The sequence below is a fragment of the Paenirhodobacter ferrireducens genome (assembly GCF_004022265.1).
Lineage (GTDB): Bacteria > Pseudomonadota > Alphaproteobacteria > Rhodobacterales > Rhodobacteraceae > Rhodobacter > Rhodobacter ferrireducens.
The window spans coordinates 1-26091 of record NZ_SAVB01000011.1 but is presented as its reverse complement, the minus strand read 5'-3'; the positions used below and the strand labels follow the sequence as shown (position 1 = coordinate 26091).

20 protein-coding genes are annotated in these 26091 nt (G+C 69.2%); 13 read left to right on the top strand and 7 right to left on the bottom strand.

Going from position 1 to position 26091, the window contains the following annotated elements; all coding sequences use genetic code 11:
- Positions 1-6: 6 nt before the first annotated feature.
- The gene (locus EOW65_RS10030) at positions 7-6156 is read right to left on the bottom strand and encodes a cadherin-like domain-containing protein (RefSeq protein WP_128149050.1); all 6150 of its coding nucleotides are present in this window, start codon (positions 6154-6156) and stop codon (positions 7-9) included.
- Between the two features lie 237 nt (positions 6157-6393).
- On the opposite strand from EOW65_RS10030, the gene EOW65_RS10025 reads away from it, so the two are divergent.
- Positions 6394-7278 (top strand): LysR family transcriptional regulator, encoded by an 885-nt coding sequence (locus EOW65_RS10025; RefSeq protein ID WP_206364049.1) that lies wholly within the window; start codon positions 6394-6396, stop codon positions 7276-7278.
- Here the strand turns inward: EOW65_RS10025 and EOW65_RS10020 are convergent.
- The 4 genes from EOW65_RS10020 to EOW65_RS10005 form a co-directional block, all read right to left on the bottom strand.
- Positions 7275-8585 carry an HlyD family type I secretion periplasmic adaptor subunit gene (locus tag EOW65_RS10020; RefSeq protein ID WP_164880053.1) on the bottom strand — a complete coding sequence of 437 codons (1311 nt, stop codon included), beginning with the start codon at positions 8583-8585 and terminating at the stop codon, positions 7275-7277. The genes EOW65_RS10025 and EOW65_RS10020 overlap by 4 nt on opposite strands.
- Before the next feature lie 5 nt (positions 8586-8590).
- Positions 8591-10321, bottom strand: coding sequence for a type I secretion system permease/ATPase (locus EOW65_RS10015; RefSeq protein ID WP_128149047.1), 1731 nt, complete (start codon positions 10319-10321; stop codon positions 8591-8593).
- 114 nt (positions 10322-10435) lie between these two features.
- Positions 10436-11695 (bottom strand): NAD(P)/FAD-dependent oxidoreductase, encoded by a 1260-nt coding sequence (locus tag EOW65_RS10010; protein WP_240664618.1) that lies wholly within the window; start codon positions 11693-11695, stop codon positions 10436-10438.
- A gap of 58 nt (positions 11696-11753) precedes the next feature.
- On the bottom strand, positions 11754-12392 hold the full coding sequence (locus EOW65_RS10005) for a TetR/AcrR family transcriptional regulator (RefSeq protein WP_128149043.1): 639 nt from the start codon (positions 12390-12392) through the stop codon (positions 11754-11756).
- A 109-nt stretch (positions 12393-12501) separates the two neighbouring features.
- Here EOW65_RS10005 and EOW65_RS10000 point away from each other — a divergent pair, with 109 nt between their 5' ends.
- From EOW65_RS10000 to EOW65_RS09945, 12 genes are all read left to right on the top strand, one after another.
- A complete protein-coding gene (locus EOW65_RS10000) occupies positions 12502-13551 on the top strand; it encodes a polyamine ABC transporter substrate-binding protein (RefSeq protein WP_128149041.1) in 1050 nt (349 codons plus the stop codon).
- Between the two features lies 1 nt (position 13552).
- Positions 13553-14407, top strand: coding sequence for an ABC transporter permease (locus EOW65_RS09995; protein ID WP_128149039.1), 855 nt, complete (start codon positions 13553-13555; stop codon positions 14405-14407).
- The gene (locus EOW65_RS09990) at positions 14407-15177 is read left to right on the top strand and encodes an ABC transporter permease (protein WP_128149037.1); all 771 of its coding nucleotides are present in this window, start codon (positions 14407-14409) and stop codon (positions 15175-15177) included. The genes EOW65_RS09995 and EOW65_RS09990 overlap by 1 nt, the downstream gene beginning before the upstream one ends.
- Positions 15174-16208, top strand: a complete 1035-nt coding sequence (locus tag EOW65_RS09985) for an ABC transporter ATP-binding protein (protein ID WP_128149035.1) — start codon at positions 15174-15176, stop codon at positions 16206-16208. Before EOW65_RS09990 ends, EOW65_RS09985 begins: the two co-directional genes overlap by 4 nt.
- Positions 16205-16933, top strand: a complete 729-nt coding sequence (locus tag EOW65_RS09980; RefSeq protein WP_128149033.1) for an MBL fold metallo-hydrolase — start codon at positions 16205-16207, stop codon at positions 16931-16933. The genes EOW65_RS09985 and EOW65_RS09980 overlap by 4 nt, the downstream gene beginning before the upstream one ends.
- Before the next feature lie 32 nt (positions 16934-16965).
- A complete protein-coding gene (locus EOW65_RS09975) occupies positions 16966-17934 on the top strand; it encodes a LysR family transcriptional regulator (protein ID WP_128149031.1) in 969 nt (322 codons plus the stop codon).
- A 67-nt stretch (positions 17935-18001) separates the two neighbouring features.
- Complete coding sequence (speB, locus tag EOW65_RS09970) at positions 18002-18955, top strand: agmatinase (protein ID WP_128149029.1); 954 nt, start codon at positions 18002-18004, stop codon at positions 18953-18955.
- Positions 18956-18984: 29 nt separating this feature from the next.
- The gene (locus tag EOW65_RS09965; RefSeq protein WP_128149027.1) at positions 18985-20052 is read left to right on the top strand and encodes an ABC transporter substrate-binding protein; all 1068 of its coding nucleotides are present in this window, start codon (positions 18985-18987) and stop codon (positions 20050-20052) included.
- 57 nt (positions 20053-20109) lie between these two features.
- The gene (locus EOW65_RS09960) at positions 20110-21147 is read left to right on the top strand and encodes an ABC transporter ATP-binding protein (RefSeq protein WP_128149025.1); all 1038 of its coding nucleotides are present in this window, start codon (positions 20110-20112) and stop codon (positions 21145-21147) included.
- Positions 21144-22001, top strand: coding sequence for an ABC transporter permease (locus tag EOW65_RS09955; protein WP_128149023.1), 858 nt, complete (start codon positions 21144-21146; stop codon positions 21999-22001). Before EOW65_RS09960 ends, EOW65_RS09955 begins: the two co-directional genes overlap by 4 nt.
- Entirely contained in the window at positions 21998-22798 is an 801-nt protein-coding gene (locus tag EOW65_RS09950; protein ID WP_128149021.1) for an ABC transporter permease, read from the top strand. The genes EOW65_RS09955 and EOW65_RS09950 overlap by 4 nt, the downstream gene beginning before the upstream one ends.
- Positions 22791-23813 (top strand): alcohol dehydrogenase catalytic domain-containing protein, encoded by a 1023-nt coding sequence (locus EOW65_RS09945; protein ID WP_128149019.1) that lies wholly within the window; start codon positions 22791-22793, stop codon positions 23811-23813. Before EOW65_RS09950 ends, EOW65_RS09945 begins: the two co-directional genes overlap by 8 nt.
- Before the next feature lie 8 nt (positions 23814-23821).
- Here the strand turns inward: EOW65_RS09945 and EOW65_RS09940 are convergent, their stop codons facing one another.
- Both EOW65_RS09940 and EOW65_RS09935 read right to left on the bottom strand, forming a co-directional pair.
- Positions 23822-25573, bottom strand: a complete 1752-nt coding sequence (locus EOW65_RS09940) for a sigma-54-dependent Fis family transcriptional regulator (protein ID WP_128149017.1) — start codon at positions 25571-25573, stop codon at positions 23822-23824.
- Between the two features lie 170 nt (positions 25574-25743).
- Entirely contained in the window at positions 25744-25956 is a 213-nt protein-coding gene (locus EOW65_RS09935; RefSeq protein WP_369407173.1) for a GMC family oxidoreductase, read from the bottom strand.
- Between the last annotated feature and the right edge of the window lie 135 nt (positions 25957-26091).

Below are 26091 nucleotides of genomic sequence, written 5' to 3'. Positions count from 1 at the left end.
GCCCGGTCAGGCGAAGCGGAAGTCGTCGGCGCTGAGCCCGTCGAGACCGACATGCGAGAGCTGGACCGTGGTCGCATCGTCGAGATGCAGGACCACGCTGCCGTCGATCTCCTCGATCAGGGCCGAGAGCGTCTCGAAGTCGTGCAGCCCGGTGAAGGCGGTCAGGTCGATGACATCCTCGCCCGCGATGAAGTCGGTCACCACGTCGCGGCCGTCGCCCGGAGCGAAGGTGAAGGTGTCGGCCCCCGCGCCGCCGGCCAGGAAGTCGTCGCCCGTGCCGCCGATCAGCACATCCGCACCATCGCCGCCAAACAGCGTGTCGGCACCGTCACCGCCGTGCAGCACGTCGTCGCCATGGCCGCCGAGCAGGATGTCGTCACCCGCTTCGCCGGTCACCGCATCGCTGCCGTCGCCGCCGAAGACGAGATCGTCGCCGGAGCCGCCGCGCACGGTGTCGTCGCCGGCACCGCCCAGCACCACGTCATCGCCCGCATCCGCCTCGATCAGGTCATCGCCGCTGCTGGCGAGGATCTGGTCGGCGCCGGCGCCGCCGAGCAGCAGCGTGTCGAGGGCGCTGTCGCCGGTCAGCACGCCGCCTTCGGGCCGTGCCTCGAAGGCGCCGCCTTCGGGCATCACGATCACCTCGACCTCGGCGGTGTCGGAGCCGCCCTGACCATCCTCGACCGTGTAGGTGAAGGTGGCGCGGCCGATGTGGTCCGGGGCCGGGGTGAACAGGATCTGACCGTTCTCGAGCACCACCGTGCCGGCCGTGCTGGTCACCTCGGTGATGGTCAGCGGATCAGCGTTGGCGTCGGTGTCGTTGAGCAGCAGCGCCGCCGCCGCGATCAGGATCGACTCGCCCGTCCGCACCCGATAGCCGCTGTCGCGCTGCGCCACCGGCGCGGTGTTCGGCACCGGCGCGGGCTGCGGCCCGTCGGTGTCGAGCGCGAGCACCGTGACGTCATCGAAGCTGACGCCCTGGCTGCCCCAGGAATAGAGCCCGACCGTGCCGTGATCCGAGCCGCTGCCGGTGATCGCGTAGGAGAACAGCGGATTGCCGTCCATGAAGGCCTGGATCGTGGTGCCATCGACCGTCACCCGCAGGTCGAAAGCCTCGCCCGGGGTATAGCGGGCGGGGATCTGCGTGAGGTATTTCTCGACCCCGTCCTTCACCTCGATCAGCTGGAACAGGCTGGTGCCCGAGGCCGCATCGAGCTCGACCTTGTAGTAGTTGTCGGGGTCCTGGTAGTTCAGCAGCAGGCCGAGCGCGCCATTGTCCGGGGTCTCGACCCGGGTCTCGACCTGGTATTGCGACCAGTCCTGCGCCGCCGGGTCCGAGAGCAGCGCATAGGTGCCACGGCGCAGCACATGGGTGCCGTCGCCAAGCGGCGACCAGCCCTGCTGCCAGGCATCGGCGGCATCGGCCGAGGTCCAGGTGAGCTGCCGGCTGTCGACGTCGGTGGTCTGCGTCAGACGCCCGTCGATGACCTGCCAGTCGCCCAGGGTGCCGTCCGCGCCCGCACCGTTCTGCTCGCCCTCGTCGACGATCGTCCAGCGCCCGGCATAATCGGCATCGGAGAAGTCGTCCGAGAACAGCACCCGGTCCTGACCGACCGCATCGACGGTGAGCGTGTCGCGATCGGTGCGGCCGCTGGCATCGGTGATCTCGAGCGTCACCGTCTGCTGCCCGGCCGCCGAGAGAGTCACCTCGGCCTGCGGCCCGGTGGCGATCTCGTTGCCCTCGGCATCGAGCCAGCGCCAGCCGGTGATCTCGGCATCGCCATAGCTTTGGCCCGCATCGAGCGTGACCGTCACCCGGCCGTCGCCATCGGTATCGACGGCCGAGAGGTCGCGGCCGGCATGCGCCTGCAGCCCGAGCGCGCCGACATAGACGTTGTCGAACTGCGAGGAGTGCTGATTGTCCGAGTAGAAGCCGACCGTGCCGCCGCTCAGCGGATCGCTGTCGGTGACGGTGCCGAAGACCGACTGGCCGTCGAGGAAGACCCGGATCTCGCCGCCGCTCACCGCGACCTCAAGCTGCGCGTCGCGCGCCCAGGGGCTGCCGGCATGGACCGAGGCGAGCACCGTCTCGACCCCGTCCTTCACCCGCACCAGCTCGCGCGTGTTCTGCGCCGAGTTGAAGGTGACGCGATAGGTGTTGGCCTCGTCCTGGAAGTAGAAGACCGCGCCGATCGTGTCCTGATCGGTGGCTTGCAGGGTCAGCTCGTAGCGATAGTCCTGCCACGCCTGCGCCCCTTCGCCTTCCCACACCAGGATGTTCTCGCCGGTGTTCGAGCTTTCATAGACCCGGCCCTCGGCGATCTCGTCGACCGCGACGCCCTCGACCCGATCGGCATAGCTGCCGTGGACGACGAAGTTGCCGGTGCGGCTGTCCGACTGCTGCAGGCTGGCATTGGCGTTGCCGTAGGTGTCGGTGATCGTCTCACCCGAGAAGTCGAGCTGGAAGCTGATCTGGGACGGCGCGGTCTCGAGGATCGGGCCGGGGCTGACGCCGCCAAGCGCCGCCACCTCGTCCTGCGAGAAGACGTGATCGGTGAACAGCACGTTCTTCACATAGACATCGCTGGTCTCGCCGTCATTGTCCGAGAACAGCAGGAAGCCCTCGTTCAGGTCGATCTGGAAGCGCTCGGCCGAACCGGTGGTGGTGCCGACCAGAACGCCATCAATGTATTTGGAAATCAGCACGGTGTCGCCGTCGACAGCGAGGGTGAAGGCGACCCGGTGCCAGGTGTCCGAGGTCAGCCGGCCCTCGTAATCGCTGCTGATGCCGATCCCGTTCGACGCGTTGCGGAACAGATCGGCGTCGGAGCGGTTGGTGATGTCGGTCTGCAGGAACGACAGCCACGAGCCGCCGCCGGTCGGGATCAGGATGTCATAGACGAGCGAATATTCCGTCGCCACGGTGCCGGCCGGAACCGGCTGGGCGGCGGTCACGTGCAGCACCTGCTGCGGCTGCAACGCGCCGATCAGGCTGACATCGGCCGAAATGCCGGGCTCCGGCGTTTCGGGGGTTTCCGGCGTTTCGGGCTCTTCGGGCGTGACCGGCGCCACAAGAGGCGCGCCAAGCGCCACATCGGTGGTGGGGGTGAGGGTCACCTCGCCCTGCGCCGTAAGGCTCGCCGGCCCCGAGACGACGGTGAACCCGTCCGCGCCCGCAACGATTTCCGAGCCCGCGACGCCCTCGGGCAGCGCGATGCCGCCCGCGCTGGTGCCGCCAAGCGTGGCGACCTGCTCGGCAGTCAGGACCTCGCCGCTGACGCTGATCGCCGAGACGGCAACCGGCGCCGTCTCGCCGTCATCGTCGCCGAACAGCAGCACGCCGTTCTCGAGGTCGAGCGCATAGCGCGCATCGGCCGCAACGTCCTGCGCGCCGACCAGCACGCCGTCGACATATTTCGAGATGATGAGCCGGCCGTTGTCCTCGGCGAAGGTCAGCACCACCCGGTGCCAGGCGTCGAGGCTGACCTCGCCCGCGTAATCCGACATCGTGCCGAGGCTGAAGCCCGCGCCCGAGAGCCGCATGAACATGTCGGCATCGCCGCCGCCGACCGCGCTCGACTGCAGCAACGACATGTAGCCCGCCGCCGTCGCCGCGGGGACCATCAGGTCGAAGGCAAGCGAATAGGTGGCCACGAGCCCGTCGGTGCCGGCGAGGCCGGGATCGAGGACCAGGCCGTTGTCGCCGCTGGTGGCCGAGACCAGAACCGCGGCCATCGCCTCGGTCGGAGCCGGCGGCATCGGCACGCCAAGCCCGAGGTCGGTCACCTGGCCGAGGACGAGACCGCCCTGCGGCGCAAGGCTGCCGCTGCCTTCCTGCGTCTGGAAGCCCAGTTCGCTGGCGCGGAAGCGGGCGCCCTCGACACCTTCGGGCAGCGCCACGCCGCCGGCCATCGCCCCGCCCATCTCGGCGACCTGAGCGGCGCTGAGCACCGTCCCGGTGACGCTGACGCCCGAGAGCGCGACCGGCGCCGTCTCGCCGTCGTTGTCGGTCAGAAGCAGCACACCGTTCTCGCCGTCGAGCGCATAGCGCGCCGCATTGGCGGCCGAGATCGTCTGCGACCCCGCGGCGGTGCCGTCGACATATTTTGTGATGACGACCGAGCCGTCTTCCTGCGCCTCATAGGTCAGCACGACGCGGTGCCAGGCGTCGGGGCTGATCGTGCCGGCATAGGTCGATGCGGTGCCGATCGACAGGCCGTCGGCGCCGAGCCGCAGGAACATGTCAGCATCGTCGCCGTTCCCGAGGCTGGACTGGATCAGCCCGATATAGCCAGCCGCCGTGTCCGCGGGCACCATCAGGTCGAAGGCGATCGAGTAGGAGGCGAGCAGGCCGGGCCCGAAACCGGGCTTCAGCAGCAGCGCCTGATCGGGGGCGGCGGCCGGAACCAGCACCACCTCGGTCGCGGTGGCGGGCAGGGTCGGCTCGGCCGGCGGCGCCGGCTCGACGGGCGCGGGCGGGGTCACCGGCGCGGTCTGCGTCGGCAGGCCGGGAATGCCGAAGCTGTCGGTCGAGCCATGCTCGACGACCGGATCGACCGTGGCCGACCCGCGGCCCCAGCCCTCGGCGTCGCCGTCGTTGAAGGAATCGACCAGCAGCGTGCTGTCATTCGAGACGATGATCTGCACCGCATCGCGCGACACCGCGCCGGCCGAATCGGTCACCTCGAGCGTCAGGAAATGCCGGCCGGCCGGCAGATCGAGCGTCGGCGTGGCGCCCCCGGCGACGACGTTGCCGTCGGCGTCCTTCCAGACGTAGACCAGCCCCGCATCCTCGCCCGGGTTCAGCGCCGCGCCCTGCAGCGTCACCTGCGCGTCGCCGGTGCCCTCCGTGGTCACGAAAAGATCGTTGCCGGCCTGCGCGATGGCATGCAGCGCCGGCGCCGACAGGTCGAGCGTCAGCGTCTCTTCCTGACCGCGATAGGGGCCGTCGAGCCCGTCGCGGTCGAGCGTCCCGCCGCGGTCGTCGCTGAGATAGCTGTCGGTCAGCGCGAAATAGGTCGAGGTGTAGGCCTGGTTGTTTTCCGGGTCGATGGTGACGAGGCGGATCGCGCCCGAGCCGCCGTTGCCGTGCTGGATCTCGTTCGCGACGCCGTTCTGGTAGTTCACCAGCATCTGATAGACCGGGTTGCCGAAGTCGTCGTAGGACTCCAGCGTCTCGGCGCCGTCGCCGAAGATATGGCCCGAGAAGGTGAAGGTGACGTTGCCGTAGGGCTTCACCAGCTCGCGATAGAGCGTCTCGCCGTCATTCGTGCCCTCGGGCTGCTGGCCGAGGCCATAGTCATAGCCCGCGCCCTCGCCATAGAGCGGCCCCCCGGTCGAATCGTGGCGACCGGCCCAGTTCATGTAGGCGTGGGTGGTCAGGATGACGCGCTTGTCGAGGTTGTCCTCGATCACGTCCTTCGCCCAGCGGATGACATCGTCCGAGGGCCCGAATTCGAGGCTCAGCACCAGCCACTCGACGCCGTCGGGCGCGGTGAAGGTGTGATAGTTGTTCGGCGCGCGCTCGGGCGCCATGTCATAGACACCGCCGAAGGTGTCGCTGATCTCGGCCTGATGCTCGGGCGAGTAGTAATGGTCCATCCAGGTGGTCGAGTGATCGCTCGCCGAGCCGCCGGCGCCCTGGTCGTGGTTGCCCGCGGTCAGCGAATAGGGGATCTGACCGTCGAGGATGCTCAGCGCCTCGGTCACGTTCTGCCACATCTGCTGGCTGGCGCCGGCGGTGACATCGCCCACATGGGTCACGAACTGGATGCCGAGCCCGTCCTTCTGGTCGACCAGCCATTGCGTCATCAGCGCGAGGGTGGGCGCGCCGTCGGCATAGGAGTAATCCTGCGTATCGGGCAGCACGGCGATGGTATAGGCGTTCTCGCCGGTCACCCGCACCCGCAGGTTCTCGGTGACCGAGGCGCCCAGGGCATCCGTCGCGGTGATCTGCAGGTCGCTGTAATCGAGCGTGTCGCCATACTCGAGGATCAGCTTGCCGTCCTCGACATGCGCCGAAAGGACCTCGCCGTTCGAGTTCGTGACCGTATAGGACAGGTTCTGGCCGGAGAAGGTTTCGGAAAGGTCGAAGACCTGCGGTTCCGTTCCGCGCCGGACCAGAAAGTCGGCGATCGGTTTGAGGATCGTGGGCATGAATGGTTCCTGAGTGGCTTTTGCGAAATCGCAAAAATTCGTTTTGCTGGCGGAACCTAGGCGGCGAGTTTAACAGAAAGTTGACAATTCTCCACCGCCGCCCGCGCGTTCTTTCAATGGCCTCCATCGACACAGCAGATGGCTGGGCGGCACGGTCCGGCTGTCGCCCAAACGTCACGTTGCCCCCCTAGAGAACGGCCTGCGCCAGCTGCGGCGCGACGGAGCGCAGGGGGAAGAATGGCGACGCTGACGGAATTGCGCGCGTTCCACCTGGTCGCCGAGGCGGGCGGGTTCTCGCAGGCCGCACGCGAGCGGGCGGTGTCGCAGTCGACGCTGTCGGCGCAGGTGCGCGGGCTGGAACGGGTGTCCGGCGTGCGGATGTTCGAGCGCAAGGCGCGCGGCATCACGCTGACCGCCGAGGGCGAACGGCTGTATGCGATCACCCAGCGGATGTTCGCGGCCGAGCAGGAGGCGCGGCACCTGCTGAGCGGCGGGGTGGCGTTGCAGGGCGGGCATCTGCGGCTGATCGCCGACGGTGCGCCGATCCCGGTGCGCATCCTGTCGAGCCTGACCCGGAGCAATCCCGCGCTGAGTTTCAGCCTGACGGTCAGCAACTCGCAGACGGTGAACGAGGCGCTTCTCGACTACCGCGCCGATATCGGCATCTCGGCGCATCTGCCTGCCGATCCGCGGTTGCGTGCCCAGCCCTTTGCCCAGGCGGCGCTGACCGCGATGGTGCCCGCGGCCCACCCGCTGGCCAGCCGGCCCAGCCTGACGCTGGCCGAGATGGTCCGGCACAAGATGGTGATCCGCGAGAAGGGGTCGCAGACCCGCGCCGTGCTGGAGGACAACCTCGTCGCGCAGAAGCTGGAGTTCGACAGCGTGCAGGAGGTCGGCCGACAGGATGCGGTGCGCGAGATGGTCGCCGCGGGCTTCGGCATCGGCGTCGCGGTGACGCTCGAATCGACCCCGGACCAGCGCCTCGCCTTCCTGCCGATCGCCGATGCCGCGATCCGGCTGACCGAATATGTGATCTGCCTCGACGAGCGGCGGCGCAACCCGGTGGTCGGCGCCTTCATCCGCGCGGCGATGGCGATCGACTGGTCCGGTGCCGGCGATTAGTCCTCGCGCAGCGCGGTCTGCATCTGGTCCGAGATCGGCTTCAGCAGATAGCTGAGAAGCGTCCGCTCCGCGCCCTCGAGGAAGGCCTCGACCGGCATCCCGGGCTTCAGCGTGATGCCGTGCAGCGCCGCCAGATCGGCCGCATCGGGGGCGACGCGCAGCAGATACCAGCTCTGGCCGCTGCGCTCGTCCTGGCTCAGGTCGGCGGCGATGCTGGTCACGGTGCCGTCGATCTCGGGCGTGGTGCGCTGGTTGAAGGCGCTCAGCCGCAGCCGCACCGCCTGGCCGGGCCGCACCTGGTCGATGTCGGCGGGCGAGACCTTGACCTCGACCATCAGCCGCCGGTCGCTCGGGATGATCGACATCGCGGTCTGACCGGCGGTCAGCACACCGCCGCGGGTATGCACCGCCAGCTCGTGGATGGTGCCGGCGACCGGCGCGGTCAGCACCGTGCGGGCAAGACGGTCCTGCGCGGCGATGCGCTTTTGCTCGAGATCGCTGCGCTCGGTCTCGAGCTTGCGCAGCTCCTCGATGACCTCGTTGCGTGCATCCTCGGTGATCTGCTGCATCTGCATCCGCACCTCGGTGATCTCGCCCTGCTTGCGCGCCAGATCGGATTGCAGCGAGCCGACCTTGCCTTCCAGATCGGCCGCCTCCTGCTCGGACTTGCGCAGCGCCGCGACCAGCGACAGCCCCTGCTTGCGCAGCTTGCGCTGGTCTTCGACCTCGGCGGCGACCAGACCCGCGGCGCGTTCGGCCGCCGCCTTCTGCGCGCTCAGCCCGGCGACCTCGTTGCCGAGCTGCCCGATCCGCTCGCTCAGCTGGGCGATCTTGGCGCGCAGGCTCTCGCCGCGCCCCGACATCAGGATCCGTTCGTCCTCGATCGCGTTGCGGGCCGCCGCGCCGGTCTCGGCGTCTTGCGCCTGTGCCAGCAGCGCCGCCGGGAAGGCCAGGTCGGTGCCGTCGCGTTCGGCCACCAGCCGCGCCTTGCGCGCGGCGATCTCGATCAGGCGGGTCTCGATCCGCGAGAGCTCGGCCCGCACCTCGGTCTGGTCGAGCCGCAGCACCACGTCACCTTCGCGCACCCGGGCGCCGTCGCGCACCGCGATCTCGGAGACGACGCCGCCCTGCGGGTGCTGGATCGCCTTCGCCGCGCCCTCGACCGCGACCGTGCCCGACCCGATCACCGCGCTTTCGAGTGGCACGAAGGCCGCCCACAGACCGACCGCCCCGAGCGTCAGGGTGCACAGCACCGTCGTTGTCCGGATCAGCGGGCGCAGGGAATAGGGCTGGACCGCGTCGCTCATCGTCATCATTTCTGCACCACCGCACGCGGATGTTTCACCACCTGCCCCAGAATTTCATCCCGCGGGCCATAGGCGCGCAGCCGCCCCGCCTCGATCATCGCCACCTTGTTCAGCGCCGCCAGCGCCGAGGGCCGGTGCGCGACGCAGATCACGATCGAGCCCGCCGCCCGCAGCCGCCGGATCGCCTCGGTCAGGGCCTGATCGCCCTCGGCGTCGAGATGCGCGTTCGGCTCGTCCATCACCACGAGGAACGGCCGCCGGTAGACCGCCCGCGCCAGCGCGATGCGCTGCCTCTGCCCGGCCGAAAGCGCCGCGCCATCGTCGCCAAGCCGGGTGTTGTAGCCCTCGGGCAGGGCGAGGATCATCGCATGCGCGCCGGCGAGCTCGGCCGCACGCACGATCTCCTCGGTCGGCGCATCGGGTTCGAGGCTCGCGATGTTCTCGGCGACGGTGCCGGGCATCAGCCGGATGTCCTGCGGCAGATAGCCCGAGAAGCCGCGCGCCCCGAGGCGCCACTGGTCGGGCGTCGCGCCGTCGAAGCGCAGCCCGCCCGCGGTGCCGGGCCAGAGCCCCAGGACACCGCGCAGCAGGCTGGTCTTGCCCGCCCCGCTCGGCCCGATGACGCCAAGCCCGTCGCCCGCCTCGAGCCGCATGTTCACGCCCGCCAGCAGCGGCCGGGTCTGCCCCGGCGCGGTCACCGCGAAATTGTCGAAGACGACGTCGCGCGCGGGCGGGGCGAGGTCGATCCCCGTGGGCTCGGCCGGCAGCAGCGCGAAGGATTTCTCGAGCCGGGCGCGGGCGCCACGGGCGGCGCGAAAGCCGCGCCACTGGGCGATCGCCTGCTCGATCGGGGCGACGGCGCGCGACGAAATCACCGAGGTCGCCATCATCGAGCCCGCCGACAGATCGCCGCGGATCACCAGCCAGGCGCCCGCCGCCAGGGTCAGCGACTGCAGCAGAAAGCGGAACCCCTTGGCCAGCGCGCGCAGATCGCCCGCCCGGTCGGACAGCGTCAGCTGCACCTGCACCAGCACCCGGTGCGCCGCATCCCACCGCGCGCCGATCCGGTCGAAGATGCCGAGCGCCTCGGCCCCCTCGCAATCCTGCAGCCCGTTCTCGGCCAGCGCGTTGCGCCTTGCCAGCTGCTGCGAGACCCGGGCGTTGGCGTCCTGCGACACGCGGTCGGCCAGCAGCGTCAGCGCGAAGAGCATCGCCGCGCCGATCGCCGAGATCAGCCCGAGCACCGGGCTGAAGAGCGCCAGCACCAGCAGATAGACCGGCGTCCAGGGCAGGTCGAACAGGGTCAGCGGCCCGCCGCCGTTGAACTGGCGCAGCGTGTCGAGATCGCGCAGCGGCTGCTGCGCGTCGGCCCCGCTCTGGCCAAGCCGGGCCCGCGTTCCGGCGACAGCGAAGATCTTCGGCGCGATCCCGGCATCAAGCCGCGCCGCGATCCGCGCCGCCGCGCGCGTGCGCACCCCGTCGAGCGCGGCCTGCACCAGATAGAGCAGGCTCACCAGCGCCAGCAGGACGATGAGCGTCGCGAGGCTGCGGCTGCTCAGGACCCGGTCATAGACCTGCATCATGAACACCGGGCCGGTCAGCATCAGCAGGTTGATGAGGACCGAGATCGCGGCGAGGAACAGCATCGCGCCGCGCCCCGCCTGGAAGAAGTCCCCGAGTCGGGCGGCGGGCGGCGGGGAGCGGCGCGACAGGGCGCGCGCAGAAGGCGAAGGCATGCGGAAGTCCCGACGTGGTCGTTGGTATGCAGCCGATCACCTATTGCGGCAACGCATCAGTTTTATGACGCGCAGAAGCGGAATTTCCGTTTGCCGGGGGCATCTTGCCCGACCTCAGGCCGCGCGCATCACCTCGGGGCGGGCGGCGGGGGCGAGCGCCGCCAGAAGCTCGGTGCGCGCGCCCGCCATCGCGTCCGCCAGCAGCTGCGCCGTCGTCGGGCCAAGGGTGAAGCCCTGATGGCCATGGCCGAAATCGACCCAGAGCCCGGGCTCTCCCGGCACCGCGCCGACGAGCGGCAGCATGTCGGGCAGGCAGGGGCGGTGGCCGAACCATTGCGGCTCGGCGATCCGCGTGCCGATCTCGAGCAGTTCCGAGGCCGCACAGGCGCCGCGCAGAAGCTGGCCCGGATCGGAGGGCGCGTCGCGGGCGACGAGCGCGGCGCCGGTGGCGATGCGCAGACCGCGCCGCATCGGGCTCAGCACAACCCCGGCATCGGCATCCATCAGCGGTCGCTGCAACCGGACCGGCGCGGCGAAATGGCCGTGATAGCCCCGCTTCCACAGCATCGCCACGCGCCAGCCGAGCCGGGCGAGCAGGTCGGGCGACCAGGGGCCGAGCGCGATCACCGCCTGTGCCGCATCGACCGGCCCGGCCTCGGTCTCGACCTGCCAGCCGGCCCCCTTGCGCGCGAGGCTTGCGGCCTCGCCGCGCAGCACCGTGCCGCCGCGGCGGGTGAAAAGCTCGGCATAGGCCGCGGTCAGCGCGCCGGGGTCGTCGCTGGTCCAGCAATCGCCCCACAACAGCCCGCCCGCCACCGGCCGCTTCAGCGCCGGCTCCGCCGCCGCTACCGCCGCCCCGTCGAGCGCCGCGACCGTGACGTCATAGTCGCGGATCAGCCGCTCCGCCTCGGTCGCCCCCGCCTCGGCATCGCGCGCGTCGCGCCAGATCTGCAGATAGCCGGTGCGGCGGATATGCGGCTCCTGTCCCGCCGCCGCGATCAGCGGCGCGTGATCGGCCAGCACGCGTTGCACGAGCTGCGCATAGACCGCCGAGATCTGCCGGTGCCGCGCCGGAGCGGAGTTGCGGAAATAGCGCCACAGCACGGGCGCCATCCGGGGCAGGGCGGAAGGGTCATAGACGAGATCGTTCGTGCGCCCGACGGCATAGGCCGCGAGCGTGCGCAGATCGCGCGGCATCGCATAGGGCTCGACCGCCTCGCCCTGCACGAAGCCCGCATTGCCGAAACTCGTCTCCTCGCCCGGACCGCGCCGGTCGACCAGCACCACCGCATGGCCCCGTGTCTGCAGCTCAAGCGCCGCGGCAACCCCGACCATGCCGGCGCCCAGAACCAGAACCTCTGCCATCTCGCACATCTCCGATCAATCACGGCGCAAGTGATCGCGCGAAAGCCGGCCGGGGGCCAGTGCGAATTCAGCTGGCGCCCACCGGACGCAGCGGCGGGGCAAGCAACCCGGTCAGCGCCGCCACATGCGCCGCCATCTGCATGCTCAGGCTGGAAAGCGGCATCGCCTCGTCCATGGTGAAACCCGCGAAAAGCGCATTCAGATCGGCGAAGATCACCGCGCCAAGCGCCGCGGCATCGGCGTCGCGCCGGATCGTGCCGCGCACCTGAAGCCCGCGCAAGAGCGCCGTCACCTGATCGGCCAGCGCCGCATCAAGCTCGAAATAGCGCCGCGAGAAGGGCGTTTCCGGGTGCTGGATCGAGAGCGCCATCGCGGTCCGCCACATCTCCTTCGTCAGATAGACAAGCGAATGGTCGTAATAGGTCGAGATCAGTGCCAAAAGCGCCGCCTCGGCCGTCGCGGGGGGGGCGGCGACCACCGCCTCGCCTTGGTGTAGCACCTCCTCGACCTCCATCGAGACGATGGCGAGCAGCAGGTCCGCCTTGTTCTCGAAATAGTTGTAGAAGGTGCCGACCGAGACCTCGGCGGCCTCGGCGATGGCGTCGATTCGCGCCGCCTCGTATCCGACCTGCCCAAAAAGTGCGCTTGCCGCCGTCAGGATCGAGCGGTTCCGTTTCGCCTTCTGTCTTTCCCGCAGCCCGGCCATCGCGGCCCTCCCGTCTCTTCAAAATTATCATTGACTGAAAAAATGAATGCGTTCAATTTTTTTTCTGCAAGCGGCGCCGAAGACGTGCCGGACCCAACGGGAGATGACGATGAGACTGACGACTTCCTGTGCTGCGGCCGCCCTTCTGGCCGCCCTCGGCCCGGCGGCCGAGGCCGAGGAGCTGAACGCGCTGATCTGGTGCGACCATGCGGACCCGGCGCTGCTCGAACCCTTCGAGAAGGCCCATGGCGTCAAGGTCAACACCAAGGAATTCGAGGGCACCGCGGCGGGGCTGACGATCCTCGAGCAGTCGCGCCCGGGCGATTGGGACGTGATGGTGATCGACGCGGTCGACGTGCATCGCGCGGTCGAGCGCGGGTTGCTGGCGCCGCTGCCCGCAGCCGAGATGGCGACGGCCGATTACTTCCCGCAGGTGGTGATGGCCGCGAACAATTCGGTCGATGGCGTGACCTATGCGGTGACCGAGAAGTTCGGCTACAACACCATCGCCTTCAACAAGGCGGCGGTCGATCCCGAGGACATGAAGAGCCTGAAGACGCTGTTCTCGGGCAAGTATGACGGCCGCATCGCGGTCTATGACTATTACCTGCCGGTCGAGGGGCTGGTCGGCGTGGCGCAGGGGATCGCGACCAAGGATCTGGACGCCGCCGCGCTTGCCAAGATCAAGGCGCCGCTCTTCGCGCTGAAATCCGCCTCGAAGCAGGTCTCGGACGTGGTGGCGAGCCAGACCGCGCTCGCGACCGGCGAGGTCGATGTGCTGGTCGGCGGCGGCGAGTGGCTGACCGCGGTGCTGCACGCGGAAAACCCCGATCTCGACTGGACCATTCCGGAAGAGGGCGGGCTTCTCTGGGCGCAGTCGATCGCGGTGCTGAAGGACTCGAAGAAGCCCGAGCTGGCGCTTGAATTCGTGAAATACATCACCTCGCCCGAGGGGCAGGCGCGGCTCGCGACCTCGTCGTGCTACTGGGGGATGCCGGCGAACCGCAAGGCGGGCGCGCAGCTCGACGCCGATCAGAAGGCGGTGCTCCGCTGGGACGAGCAGGACGACTATCTTGCCCGCGCGCAGCTCTACCCGGTGCCGGATGCGGCGACCGATGCCGCGATGCAGGACCTCTGGACCGAGATGCTGCAGAACTGAGATGGGCATCGAGGCGATCGAGAAACGGCAGGGGGCGGCGCTGGTGCTGCCGGCGCTGCTCTGGACGGTGGCATTCTTCGTGCTGCCCTTCGCTGCCATGGTCTGGATCAGCCTCGGCCATCTGGACGGGCGCGAGATGGTGCCGGGGCCCGACCTCGGCAACTATCTGCGGATCTTCACCGAGCCGGCGCTGACCCGGGGGATCTGGGTCTCGCTGCAGATCACGCTGATCGTCACGGTGATCTCGGTGGCGCTCGCCTGGCCGCTCGCCTGGATCATCGCCACCCGGGTGCCGGTGCGCTGGCGGCGGCTGGCGCTGCTGCTGGCCGTGCTGCCGTTCTGGACGTCCTATGTCGTGCGCTCCTACTCCTGGGCGCTGGTGCTCGGCCAGAAGGGGGTGGTGATGACCGCGCTTCTCGGGCTCGGCATCCTTGACGCGCCGGTGCAAATCATGGCGACGCGGGCGGCGACGGTCATCGGCTTCGTCCATTTCTTCGTGATGCTGCTGACGCTCACGATCTATTCGAACCTCGTGCAGCTTTCGCCCAACTATGCCCGCGCGGCCGAGGATCTGGGCGCCTCGCGGTTCCAGGTGATCCGCCTCGTCATCCTGCCGCTGACCCTGCCGGGCGTGATGACCGGCGCCTTCCTGACCTTCGTGCTGTGCATCGGCGATTACATCACGCCGCAGATCCTGGGCGGCAACAACGAGCTGACCCTGCCGCAACTCATCATGCTGCAGCTCGGCCGGCGCGGCGATTACCCGATGGCCTCGGCGCTGTCGGTGGTGCTGATGGCGCTGGTGACGCTCGCCTATGCCGCCTGCGCGCGCTGGCTGAAGATGGAGCGGGTCTGATGCGGTTCCTCTCCTGGGCCTATCTGGTCGCGCTTTTCGCCTTCATCCTGCTGCCGGTTGTGGTGCTGGTGGTCTTTTCCTTTCAGGACGGCCGGTTGCCGGTGCCGCCCTTCCGCGGCGCGACGCTGAAATGGTATGCCGAGATCCTGAGCGACCGCGACCTGATGGCGGCGCTTGGCAATTCGCTGCTGGTGGCGATCGGCTCCTCGACCGTGGCGCTGCTTCTGGGGTTCATGGCGGCCTCGGGGCTGGCGCGGGTGGCGCTGCCCGGCACGCTGGCGATGCGGGCGCTGTTGATCGCGCCGATGACGGTGAGTTACCTGATCATCGCGCTTGGCCTGCTGCAGATGTTCAACGCGGCCGGCGTCGGCCCCTCGCTGCTGACCACCGGCATCGGCCATGTCGTCATCAACCTGCCGCTGTGCTTCTCGATCCTCTACGCCGCCATGGGCGAGCATCAGAAGAACGCGATGCGCGCCGCGCGCGACCTTGGCGCGGGCGAATGGCAGGTGCTGGCGCTGGTCTCGGCGCCGATGCTGGCGCCGGCGCTGGCCGCGGCCTTCTTCCTGTCGGTCACCTTCAGCTGGGACGAGTTCATCATCGCCTTCCTGCTGACCCGCTTCGACGTCACCTTGACGGTCGAGATCTGGTCGATGCTGCGCTCGGGGCTGTCGCCGAAGACCAACGCGATCGGCTCGCTCGTCTTCCTTGTCTCGGTGGCGATCACCGTCACGCTTGAGTTCACACTTTTCCGAAAGGCCAGAAAATGACCGCCGAGGTGCGCATCGACGCCGTTCAACACCGCTTCGGCAGCTTCACCGCGCTGCGCCGGGTCGACCTGACCATCGCGCCCGGCGAGTTCATCGTGCTGCTCGGCCCCTCGGGCTGCGGCAAGACCACGCTGCTGTCGATCCTGGGCGGCTTCCTGACCCCCACCGAGGGGCGGGTGACGATCGGCGGACGCGACATGACGCAGGTGGTGCCGAAGGATCGCCCGACGACGACGATGTTTCAGGACTATGCCCTTTTCCCGCACATGAGCCTGCGCGACAACGTCGGCTTCGGGCTGCGGATGCGGGGCGTGGGGCGGTCGGCGCGCAATGCGAAGGCCGAGGAGATGCTGGCCATGGTCGGGCTGGCCGACAAGGCCGGGCGGCGCCCGCACGAGCTGTCGGGCGGGCAGCGGCAGCGCGTGGCGCTCGCCCGTGCGCTTGCCGTCGAACCCGAGGTTCTGCTGCTCGACGAGCCGCTCGGCGCGCTGGATCTGAAGCTGCGCCGGCAGATGCAGGACGAGCTGAAGGCGATCCAGCGCCGGGTCGGCACCACCTTCGTGCATGTCACCCACGATCAGGAAGAGGCGATGGCCGTCGCCGACCGGATCGTGGTGATGAACGCCGGCCGGATCGAGCATTGCGGCACGCCCGAAGAGGTCTACATGCGGCCGGCGACCCTTTTCACCGCGAATTTCATGGGCGAGGTGAACCGCATCCCCGTCACCCGCGGCGACGGGGCAGGGGTCGGCAGCCCGCTTGGCCCGCTGGCACTCCCCACGCCCGCGCGCGGCGTGCTGTGCCTGCGCCCGGAATCGGTGGGGCTGTCGGGCGATCTGGCACTCGGCCCGGCGCGGCTGGTCGAGGCGGCCTTCTTCGGCGCCTATCTGCGCGCGCATTTCGCCCCCCTTGCCGCGCCCGGGATGCGCCTTGTCGCGCATCTGCCGCAGGGCACGGTGCTGGCGCCCGGGGCCGAAGTGATCCTTCATGGCCGCAACCCGATCGTCCTGCCCGAACCGGAGGCCGCATGAGACGCATTCCCCCCGCCGACTGGTATCGCAGCCGCAGCGCCGGCGACGACATCACCCAGATCGACGAGCCCTTCATTCAGGAGTTCTTCCGCTGCAACATCTGGCATGTGCGCGGGCGCGACCGCGACATGCTGGTCGACAGCGGCATGGGCGTGGTGTCGCTGCGCGAATGGGTGCCGCTGGTGACCGAGCGGCCGCTCGATGCCGTCGCAAGCCATACCCATTTCGACCATGTCGGCTGCACCCACGAATTCCCCTGCCGGCTGTGCCACGCCGCCGAGGCCGGGATCCTCGCCCAGCCGACGCGCGAGAACACGGTGGCGGCGGACTATGTGACCGACGAGATCTTCGACGCGCTGCCGCCCGAGCCCTACCGCTCGGCGACCTACGCGGTGAAGGCGGCACCGGCGACGCGGATTCTGGCCGATGGCGACCTCATCGACCTTGGCGACCGGCAGTTCGAGGTGATCCACACACCGGGCCATTCCCCGGGCGGCATCGCGCTGTGGGAAGCGGCAAGCGGTGTGCTGATCTCGGGCGACATCGTCTATGACGGCCCGCTGGTCGAGGAGACCTATCACTCGAACGCCGAGGATTACCTGCGCTCGATGCAGCGCCTTGCCCGGCTGCCGGTGCGGGTGGTGCATGGCGGGCATTTTCCCTCCTTTTCCGGCGAGAGGCTGCGTGACATCATCACCGCCTGGCTGAGGGAGAAGGGCGCCTGAGCGGCAGGCCCCGCCCGGCCGGGAGGGTCTCGATGCAGCTTGCCGGAACCGACATCCGCCTGTTGCGCGTCTTCGACGCGGTGGTGCGCCATCGCGGCTTTGCCGCCGCACAGGCCGAGCTGAACGTCGGCGCCTCGACGATCTCGGCACAGATCTCGGCGCTTGAGGACCGGCTCGGTGTGACCCTGTGCCGGCGCGGCCGCGCCGGGTTCCGCCTGACGCAGCGCGGCGAACAGGTGCACCGCGCCATCGAACGGCTGCTCGCCGCGATGGACGGGTTCGTCTCGGAAACCGCGGCGCTGCGCGATACGCTCGCCGGCACCCTGCGCATCGGCGTCGTCGACAGCGTGGTGACCGACCCGAATTTCCGCCTGTATGAAGCCTTGGCGACGCTCGAGAAACGCTCCTCCGCGATCCGCTTCGAGATTGCCCAGACCTCGCCGCAGGAATTGCAGACGCGGGTGCTGGACGGGGTTCTGCACCTCGGCATCGGGTCGTTTCCGCACAAGGTGGCGGGGCTGCGCTACACGCCACTCTATGAGGAGCGCAACACGCTTTACTGCGCCCGCGGCCACCGGCTGTGGTCGGTGCCGGACGCCGATCTGACGCCCGAATTCGTCGCCTCGCTGAAGACCGTCGGGCGCAGCTATTGGCGCGAGGATCACTGGAACAACCGCGATTTCCGCAACTCGACCGCGATGGCGCAGGGGCTGGAACAACAGCTCATCATGATCCTGACCGGCGCCTTCATCGGCTATCTGCCCGACCATGTCGCCAAGCGCTGGTGCGATCACGGACGACTGCGCCGGATCCTGCCCGAGCATTTCGTCTATCGCTGCCCCTTCGACGCGATCACCCGCGACGCGACCGAGGTTGCACCGCTGGCGAAGGCGCTGCTGAGCGAGCTCGAGGCGCTTTACCCCACGCCGCTCGCCGCCTCGGGCCGGGGTGCCGAAGAATCCGGCAGCATGGAGGACAAACATCGGGTTTTGTCCAACTGAACTTCGATACACAGGTATTCTTTCGAAGAAAGGCCCGGCGCATTCTCGCCCCCAGATGGAGGCGAGAATGACGAAAACGCTGAACCAGCCGCTTGGCGGCAACACCATGCCCCGCTTCGGGGGACCGGCCACGATGATGCGCCTGCCGGCGGCGCCCTCGGCGGCGGGGCTCGATGCCTGCTTCCTCGGGATTCCGATGGATATCGGCACCTCGAACCGCGCGGGCACCCGCCTCGGCCCGCGCCAGATCCGCGACGAAAGCCGGATGATCCGCCCCTACAACATGGCGACCGGCGCCGCGCCCTTCGAGGCGCTGCAGGTGGCCGATATCGGCGACGTGCCGATCAACACCTTCGACCTGAAGAAATCGGTCGAGATCATCGCCAGCCATTACCGCGAGGTGCTGAGCCACGGCGTGATCCCGCTGACCCTTGGCGGCGACCACACCCTGACCTGGCCGATCCTGCGCGCGATCAAGGAACGCCACGGGCCCGTCGCGCTGATCCATGTCGACGCGCATTCCGACACCAACGAGGACATGTTCGGCGAGACCGTCGCGCATGGCTGCCCGTTCCGCCGCGCGTGGGAAGAGGGCTGCCTGATCAACGACAAGGTGTTCCAGATCGGCCTGCGCGGCACCGGCTACTCGCGCGAGGAATTCGAGTGGGGCCGCAAGCAGGGCTGGACCTGCATCCAGGCCGAGGAATGCTGGCACAAGTCGCTGACGCCGCTGATGGCCGAGATCCGCGCGAAGATCGGCGATGCGCCGGTCTATCTCAGCTATGACATCGACAGCCTCGACCCGGCCTTCGCGCCCGGCACCGGCACCGTCGAGGTCGGCGGGCTGACCACGATGCAGGGGCTCGAGATCATCCGCGGCACCGCCGGACTGAACCTTGTCGGCTGCGATCTGGTCGAGGTCTCGCCGCCCTACGATCCGGCCGGCAACACCGCGGTCATCGCCGCGAACTTCCTCTTCGAGATGCTCTGCGCGCTGCCCGGCGTGCCGCGGGGCCGCTGACACACAAGCCGGACACCAGGGAGAAGACCATGATCAACAGACGTGCATTCCTTGCCGCCACCTCGGCCGGCGCCGCGATGCTTGCAGCCCCCTCGGTGCTGCGGGCCTCGGGCGCGGCGCTGAAGGTGGGCACCTACGGCGGCTATTTCCAGAACAGCTTCGACAAGTTCATCTACCCCGAGTTCACCAAGGAAACCGGGATCGAGATCGAGTCGATCGGCGAACCCACGGGCGAGGCCTGGCTGGTGCAGCTGGGCCAGGCGGCGCGGGCGAACCAGGCGCCGGCCGATGTCTCGATGATGGCGCAGGTCGCGCGCATCAAGGGCGAACGCGCCGGTCTGTGGGCGAAGCTCGACGAGAGCAAGATGAAGAACCTCGGCGTGCTGCCCGAGCATTTCGTGCACCGCTATGAGGACGGCACGCTTTACGGCACCGGCGCGGTGAGCTGGTATGTCAGTCTCGTCACCAACACCGCGACCTACCCCGAGGCCCCGACCTCGTGGAAGGCGCTGTGGGCGCCCGAGCAGAAGGACAAGCTCGGCCTGATGTCGCTTGCCTCGAACTCGTTCCTGCTCGAGATCACCGCGACCACCTTCTTCGGCGGCACCGACATCCTGAAGACCGACGACGGCGTGCTTCAGGTGATGGCGAAGCTGGCCGAGCTGAAGCCGAACGTGCGGCTGTGGTATCGCGACGAGGGCCAGTTCCAGCAGGCGCTGGAGACCGGCGAGATCCCGATGGGCGAGTATTACCACGACGTGACGGGCCTCGCCGCGAGCCAGGGCAAGCCGGTGCGCTCGACCTTCCCGGAGGAGGGCGCGGTGCTCGACTCGGGCTCGTGGGTGGTGTCGAAAGCATCGAAGATGCTCGATCAGGCCCAGGTCTTCATCGACTACATGGCGCAGCCCGCGGTGCAGGCGAAACTGTCGCGCAATGTCGGCACCGCGCCGACGGTGCCGCGCAACCTGACCGACCTGACCGACGCCGAATTCGCCGCCGTTTCGTCCGAGAAGGCGCCGATCCTGCCGCTGTCGACCCTTTACGTCGACAAGGGGGACTGGGTGTCGCAGAAGTGGTCGGAACTGATCACCGGCTGAGGTGACCCCCCGCGCGCCCCGGTTCCGGCCGGGGCCGCCCAAGGCTGAGGAGGCCCCATGACCGAACTCCGCATCGAGGGGCTGAGCAAGCGCTTCGGCACCTATCTTGCGCTCGACGACGTGTCGATCACCATTCCGAACGGCAAGTTCGTCTGCCTGCTCGGCCCCTCGGGCTGTGGCAAGACCACGCTGTTGCGGCTGATCGCCGGGCTGGAGACGCCGTCCGAGGGGCGGATTCTGGTCGGCGGCACCGACCTTTCCGCCGTGCCCAGCCACAAGCGCGGCATGGGCATGGTGTTCCAGTCGCTCGCGCTCTTCCCCCATCTCGACGTGGCCGAGAACATCGCCTATCCGCTGGCCATCCGCGGCACCGACCGCGCCACCCGGCAGGCGACCGCGGCGCGGCTTCTCGATCTGGTGAAGCTGCCCGGCATGGGCGGGCGGCGCATCCACCAGCTGTCTGGCGGCCAGCGCCAGCGCGTCGCCATCGCCCGCGGTCTGGCGATCGACCCCAAGGTCTTCCTGCTCGACGAGCCGCTCTCGGCGCTTGATGCAGGCCTGCGCGAGCACATGCAGATCGAGCTGCGCCAGATCCAGCAGAGCCTTGGCGTCACCACCGTCGTCGTCACCCACGACCAGAAGGAGGCCCTGACCATGGCCGACCTCGTGATCGTGATGAAGGACGGCAAGGTGCAGCAGGCCGGCACGCCGATGGAGATCTATCACGCGCCGGCGAATGCCTTCGTCGCCGATTTCATCGGCAACACCAACCTGATGCCCTGCCGCTGGGACGGGCAGGCGATCGAGGTGCTGGGCCACCGCCTTGCGCCCGCCGAAGGCGACCGCATCGCCGCGGCGCCGGGTCTTGCCCAGCTGTCCGTGCGCCCCGAACATGTCGAGATCGCCGCCCCCGGCACCGGCTTTGCCGCCGAGATCACCTTCATCCGCGACCTTGGAGAAAGCGTGCATTTCGTCACCCGCTGCGGCGCGCAGGTGATCACCGCGCAGGTCGCGCCCGGCGCCCGCCCGCCCTTCGGCGTGGGCGATGCCGTCTCGCTCAGCTTCCGCCCCGGCAAGCGCGTGGTGCTGGCATGACCCATCTCGCCGAACCCGAAACCGCGGTGCCGCGCTGGATCGCGCTCTGGCCAGCGCTGATGCTCGGCCTGTTCTTCCTTGTCCCCTTCGGGATCATGCTCTCGGTCTCGGTCGCGCATCGGGTCGAGGGCGGCTTCTTCGAGCCGGGCTTCGAATGGGCAAGCTATATCCGCTTCCTGACGCCGTTCTTCGGCCGGGTGCTGGCCGTGTCGCTCGGCATCTCGCTCGCCGCGGCGGCGATCTGCGTGGTGCTCGCCTTCCCCTTCACCGTCTTTCTCGCCTCGATGAGCCGCTCGGTGCAGACCCGGGTTCTGGTGGTGCTTCTGTCGGTGCTGTCGCTCTCCGAAGTCATCATCGGCTTCTCGCTGTCGACGCTCCTGTCGCAGACCGCGGGGATCGGCAATCTCTTCGCCGCGATCGGGCTCATTGACGCGCCGCGCGCCTATACGCCCTCGCTTTTCGCGCTGCTGACCGGGCTGTGCTATCTCGGCTTTCCTTTCGCGGTGCTGGTGCTTTACGCCCCGGTCTCGCGGCTCGATCCCGAGATCGTCGAGGCGGCGCGGGTGATGGGCGCCTCGGCCGCGCGCGCCTTCTTCGGCGTCGTGGTGCCCTTGCAGCGCGGCGCGCTGACCGGCGCCTTCATCCTCGTCTTCGTCTTCACCCTCGGCTCCTACCTGCTGCCGCAGCTTCTGGGCCGGCCCGGGCACTGGACGCTGTCGGTGCACATCACCGATCAGGCGATCTATCAGGCGAACCTGCCCTTCGCCGCGGCGATGTCGGTGTTCCTGATGCTGGTGGCGCTGGCGCTGGTGGGGCTTGCCTCGCTCGCCGGGCGCGACAGGGGGGCGGCATGACCCGGGGTCTGAAACTTGCCTATATCTGCGTGCTGCTGGCGCTGCTGCTGGCGCCGCTGATCGTCGTCACCGGGGTGTCGCTGAACGGCGCGCAGAGCCTGCGCTTTCCGCCGCAGGACCTGTCGCTGAAATGGTATGGCGCGCTCTTCCACGACAGGGAATGGCTGGTGCCGCTGATGAACTCGCTCATCATCGCGAGCTGCGCCGCCGCCCTTGCCGTCGCCATCGCCGCGCCGCTGGCCCTCTACGCATGGGAGCGCGGCGGGCTTGTCGCGCGGCTGCTGACCGGCCTCGGCCTTGCGCCCTTCGCGCTGCCGCCGGTGATCTCGGCGCTTGGCTTCATGATCTTCTGGATGACCGTCGGCGGCTATGGCCAGATCTGGGCGACGATCGTCTCGCATGGCGTCTTCCTCGTCACCCTGCCGCTCGTCACCATCTCGCTTGGCCTCAAGGCCACCGACCGCGCCCTGATCGAGGCGGCGCGGGTGATGGGCGCCGACCGGATGACGGTGCTGCGCACGGTGATCGGGCCGCTTCTGCTGCCCTATGTCGTCTCGGGCTATGCCTTCGCCTTCGTGCTCAGCCTGAACGAATACATCATCGCCTACATGGTCGCGGGATTCACCGTCGAGACCCTGCCGATCAAGATCTTCAACGCCCTGCGCTATGGCTACACGCCGATCCTGGGCGTGGTCTCGGTGATCTTCGCGGCGCTCGCGGCGCTGGTGTTCGGATTGATCGGCCGCTTCGGCAACCTGCCGCGGCTGATGGGGGCGGAAAGGGTGCGCGATGAGTGATCTGCCGAAAACGATGCGCGCGGCGCTGCTCGATGCGCCGGGGGCGGCGCTGCGTCTGGCCGAGGTACCGGTGCCGGTGCCGGGCCCGGGGCAATACCTCGTCCGGCTCGAGGCCTGCGGGCTGTGCCATTCCGACCTGCACGTGCAGCGCGGCGAGGAGCCGATGCCGCCCGGGGCCTTCCCGCTGATCCTCGGTCACGAGGGGATCGGGCGCATCGTCGCGGGCGAGGGGCCCTTGCCCCATGGCACCCGCGTCGGCCTGCCCTGGCTTTACGACACCTGCCTTGGCTGCGGCCCCTGCCTGGGCGGGCACGAGACCTTCTGCACCGCGCAGCGCGCCCGCGGCCTCGATGCCCCCGGTGCCTTTGCCGAGTATGCGCTGCTCGAGACCCGCTTCGCGCTGCCGATCCCCGAGGAGATCGCCCCGGTCAGCGGCGGCCCGCTGCTCTGCGCGGGCCTGACCGCCTGGTCGGCGCTTGAACGCTGCGAAGTGCACGCGGGGGCGCGGCTTCTGGTGATCGGCGCGGGCGGGCTTGGGCAATATGCGCTCGAGATCGGGCTGGCCCGCGGGCTGCGCGTCGCCGTCGTCGAACCCGATGCCCGCAAGCGCGCCGAGATGCGCGCCCGCGGCGCGGCGCTGGCCGTCGCCCCGGGCGAGGTGCAGGCGATCTGCGAGTGGGGCGGGGCGGACATCACGCTGAACTTTGCACCGACGCCGAAGGTCTGGGACCTGATCGCGGCGGTGGCGAACCCGCTCAGCCAGATCGTCGCGGTGGCGCTGGTGCACGAGCCCGTCCCCCTGTCGATGATGTGGCTGATCAACGGCGGGCACCGGGTGATGGGGTCCTCCGTCGGCACCCGGGCCGAGCTTTCGGCCTTCCTCGCCTTCGCCGCCGATCACCCGTTCCGCGTGGCGGTCGAGCGGGTGCCGTTCACCGACATCAACGCCGCGCTCGAACGGTTGGCCGCGGGCGAGGTCGCCGGCCGCATCGTGCTGGACTTCGGCGGGCGCTGAGCGGCGCCTCAGTGCACCGGCCGGCGCACGGTCTTGCCGGGACGGTGCAGGTCCTGTTCGCGGATCCGGCGGTTGAGGGTGGCCCGGCTCAGCCCCGTCACCTTCGCCGCCCGCGTCACGTTCCAGTCGCACAGGCGAAGCACCTCGGCCAGATCCGGCGGTGTGCCCGTCTCCACCGGCGCCCCGATCCGGCCGGCGACATGCTCGGGCAGGTCGGCCAGCGCGATCATCCCGCCATCGCAGCAGGCGCAGGCGACGTCCAGCGCGCTGCGCAGCTCGCGGATATTGCCGGGCCAGTCATGCGCGGCGATCGCCGCCATCGCCTCGGCCCCCAGCACCGGGGGGGCGCCCGGCACCAAGGTCCGCAGCAGATGGCGGATCAGCCGCTCGCGGCTGTCGAGCCGCCACACCGGCGGCAGATCGAGCACGAAGCCGCCGAGAAAATGACCAAGCTCCGGCAACAGCCCGGTATCGCCGCTCGTGCAGGTGGCGACCAGGGCGGGGCGATGGCCGGCCGCGCCCGCCCGTTCGAGACAGCCCAGAAGCGCGCTTTGCAGCCGCACCGGCCAGTCGGCGAGCGACTCGACCAGCAGCAGATCGGGCAGCGCCGCCGCGCCACCGCTCCAACTGCCGATGCGATCGGCGATCGCGGTCTCGGTCTCGCTGCGGATGTCGAGAAGCGCCGGCGGGCCCGGCTCCGGACGCGCCTCTGCCAGCAGGGCGCGGGCGGCATGGCTTTTGCCCGCACCGACCGGGCCGCGGATCATCACCGGCGTGCCGGCCCGCAGCAGCCGCCGCGCCTGATGCAGCCGCGCCGGCGGCAAGAGGCCGCTTTCGGCCAGTGCCAGAAAGGCCGGCGCCCCGGTCAGGGCCTCGGCTCCGCGCGGCCGGGCCGGTGGCGGACCCGCCGGGCCGAGCGGCACCCCGGCGGCGGTCCCGGGGCCGAGGCTCAGGCTGAGCAGCCGATCGGGGCCCCTATCGGCCAGCTCGAGCCGGGTGCGGAAGGTTTCCTCGAAGCTGCGGCCGCACAGCGGGGCCTCGCGCTCGGGGGCCGGCAGGACCGCGCGCGCCGCCGCGGTGATCGCGACGATGCGGCCATCGTCATCCAGCGCGACCAGCGCATTGCTGCGCCCCGGCCACGCGTCGGACGGGGGCGAGACCCGCAACGTGACCGCTGCACCGAAGCGGCGCAGGAAGAGCCAGGCCTGCACCCGGTCCGCCGCCGCGTTCAGCACATGCCGCGCAAAGGCGAAATCCGCGGTGTTGCCGCGGTCGATGGTGGTGAAATTCAGGATCGCGAGCACCGCATCCTCGGCGTCGAAGACCGGCACGGCGGTGCAGGCGAAGGGCCGCAGCGTCTGATAGAAATGTTCGCGGCCGCGCACGGTGACGGCGCGCCGGCCAAGACTTGCCATCGACACGCCGTTCGTGCCTGCGATGCGCTCGTCCCAGTTCGAGCCGGGCGCGACGCCCCGGCTCTCGAAGGCGTCGCGGTCGGCGTCGCGGCAATAGATGTCCAGCAAGATCTGATCGCGGTCGGTGACGACGAGCGCGCTTGCGGTCTCCGAGGCCAGCGCGGCCAGTTGCGACAGCCCCTGCAGCTCGCCCGAGGTCATGTCGTTGAACGCCTCGCGGCGATGCGCAATCTCTTCGCTGCGCAGACGCAGGATCGGGCGGGCAAGGCCGGCGACGAGATTGTGGCGGTGCGCACAACGCTCCCAGGATGCGGCGATCGCCTGGCGATGCTCCGCTTCGGTCATTCGGTCCACCTTGGCACCCTCCCAAATGCTGGTGTTGCACCAGAGTTCTCCCTGCCGCACGGAAAATCCAGAAGTTTCTGCCACCGGAACGGAACGGGGCCAGCGCCGCGGGGACGCCGACCCACCCCTCACAGCGCGCCCGCCGCCATTTCGCGCGCGATGTGCTCCGCCTAGCGGATCGCCAGGGCGACGATGGTCAGCGTCGGGTTCGCCGCGCTCGAACTCGGGAAGGTGCTGCCGTCCGAGACGAAGAGGTTCGGCACGTCATGCGCCCGGCCCCAGCCGTCGACCACCCCCTCCGAGGCCTTCGCCGCCATCCGGTTGGTGCCCATGTTGTGGCTTGCCGGGTAGGAGGGCAGGTTCCACACCTGCGTCGCCCCCACGGCGCGATACTGAGCACCTCCCCGAAAATTGGACAGTGACGGAAGCTACGATCTGACGTCTGCTGGTCTCCAAGAACGAGGAGATCAGAACATGTCGAAACGCAGAAATCACGACGCGGGCTTCAAGGCTCGCGT

Bases quoted from the DNA above. Each gene is read 5' to 3' on its own strand.
- EOW65_RS10030 (WP_128149050.1), bottom strand. From the start codon at position 6,156: ATGCCCACGATCCTCAAACCGATCGCCGACTTTCTGGTCCGGCGCGGA.
- EOW65_RS10025 (WP_206364049.1), top strand. From the start codon at position 6,394: ATGGCGACGCTGACGGAATTGCGCGCGTTCCACCTGGTCGCCGAGGCG.
- EOW65_RS10020 (WP_164880053.1), bottom strand. From the start codon at position 8,585: ATGAGCGACGCGGTCCAGCCCTATTCCCTGCGCCCGCTGATCCGGACA.
- EOW65_RS10015 (WP_128149047.1), bottom strand. From the start codon at position 10,321: ATGCCTTCGCCTTCTGCGCGCGCCCTGTCGCGCCGCTCCCCGCCGCCC.
- EOW65_RS10010 (WP_240664618.1), bottom strand. From the start codon at position 11,695: ATGTGCGAGATGGCAGAGGTTCTGGTTCTGGGCGCCGGCATGGTCGGG.
- EOW65_RS10005 (WP_128149043.1), bottom strand. From the start codon at position 12,392: ATGGCCGGGCTGCGGGAAAGACAGAAGGCGAAACGGAACCGCTCGATC.
- EOW65_RS10000 (WP_128149041.1), top strand. From the start codon at position 12,502: ATGAGACTGACGACTTCCTGTGCTGCGGCCGCCCTTCTGGCCGCCCTC.
- EOW65_RS09995 (WP_128149039.1), top strand. From the start codon at position 13,553: ATGGGCATCGAGGCGATCGAGAAACGGCAGGGGGCGGCGCTGGTGCTG.
- EOW65_RS09990 (WP_128149037.1), top strand. From the start codon at position 14,407: ATGCGGTTCCTCTCCTGGGCCTATCTGGTCGCGCTTTTCGCCTTCATC.
- EOW65_RS09985 (WP_128149035.1), top strand. From the start codon at position 15,174: ATGACCGCCGAGGTGCGCATCGACGCCGTTCAACACCGCTTCGGCAGC.
- EOW65_RS09980 (WP_128149033.1), top strand. From the start codon at position 16,205: ATGAGACGCATTCCCCCCGCCGACTGGTATCGCAGCCGCAGCGCCGGC.
- EOW65_RS09975 (WP_128149031.1), top strand. From the start codon at position 16,966: ATGCAGCTTGCCGGAACCGACATCCGCCTGTTGCGCGTCTTCGACGCG.
- speB (WP_128149029.1), top strand. From the start codon at position 18,002: ATGACGAAAACGCTGAACCAGCCGCTTGGCGGCAACACCATGCCCCGC.
- EOW65_RS09965 (WP_128149027.1), top strand. From the start codon at position 18,985: ATGATCAACAGACGTGCATTCCTTGCCGCCACCTCGGCCGGCGCCGCG.
- EOW65_RS09960 (WP_128149025.1), top strand. From the start codon at position 20,110: ATGACCGAACTCCGCATCGAGGGGCTGAGCAAGCGCTTCGGCACCTAT.
- EOW65_RS09955 (WP_128149023.1), top strand. From the start codon at position 21,144: ATGACCCATCTCGCCGAACCCGAAACCGCGGTGCCGCGCTGGATCGCG.
- EOW65_RS09950 (WP_128149021.1), top strand. From the start codon at position 21,998: ATGACCCGGGGTCTGAAACTTGCCTATATCTGCGTGCTGCTGGCGCTG.
- EOW65_RS09945 (WP_128149019.1), top strand. From the start codon at position 22,791: ATGAGTGATCTGCCGAAAACGATGCGCGCGGCGCTGCTCGATGCGCCG.
- EOW65_RS09940 (WP_128149017.1), bottom strand. From the start codon at position 25,573: ATGACCGAAGCGGAGCATCGCCAGGCGATCGCCGCATCCTGGGAGCGT.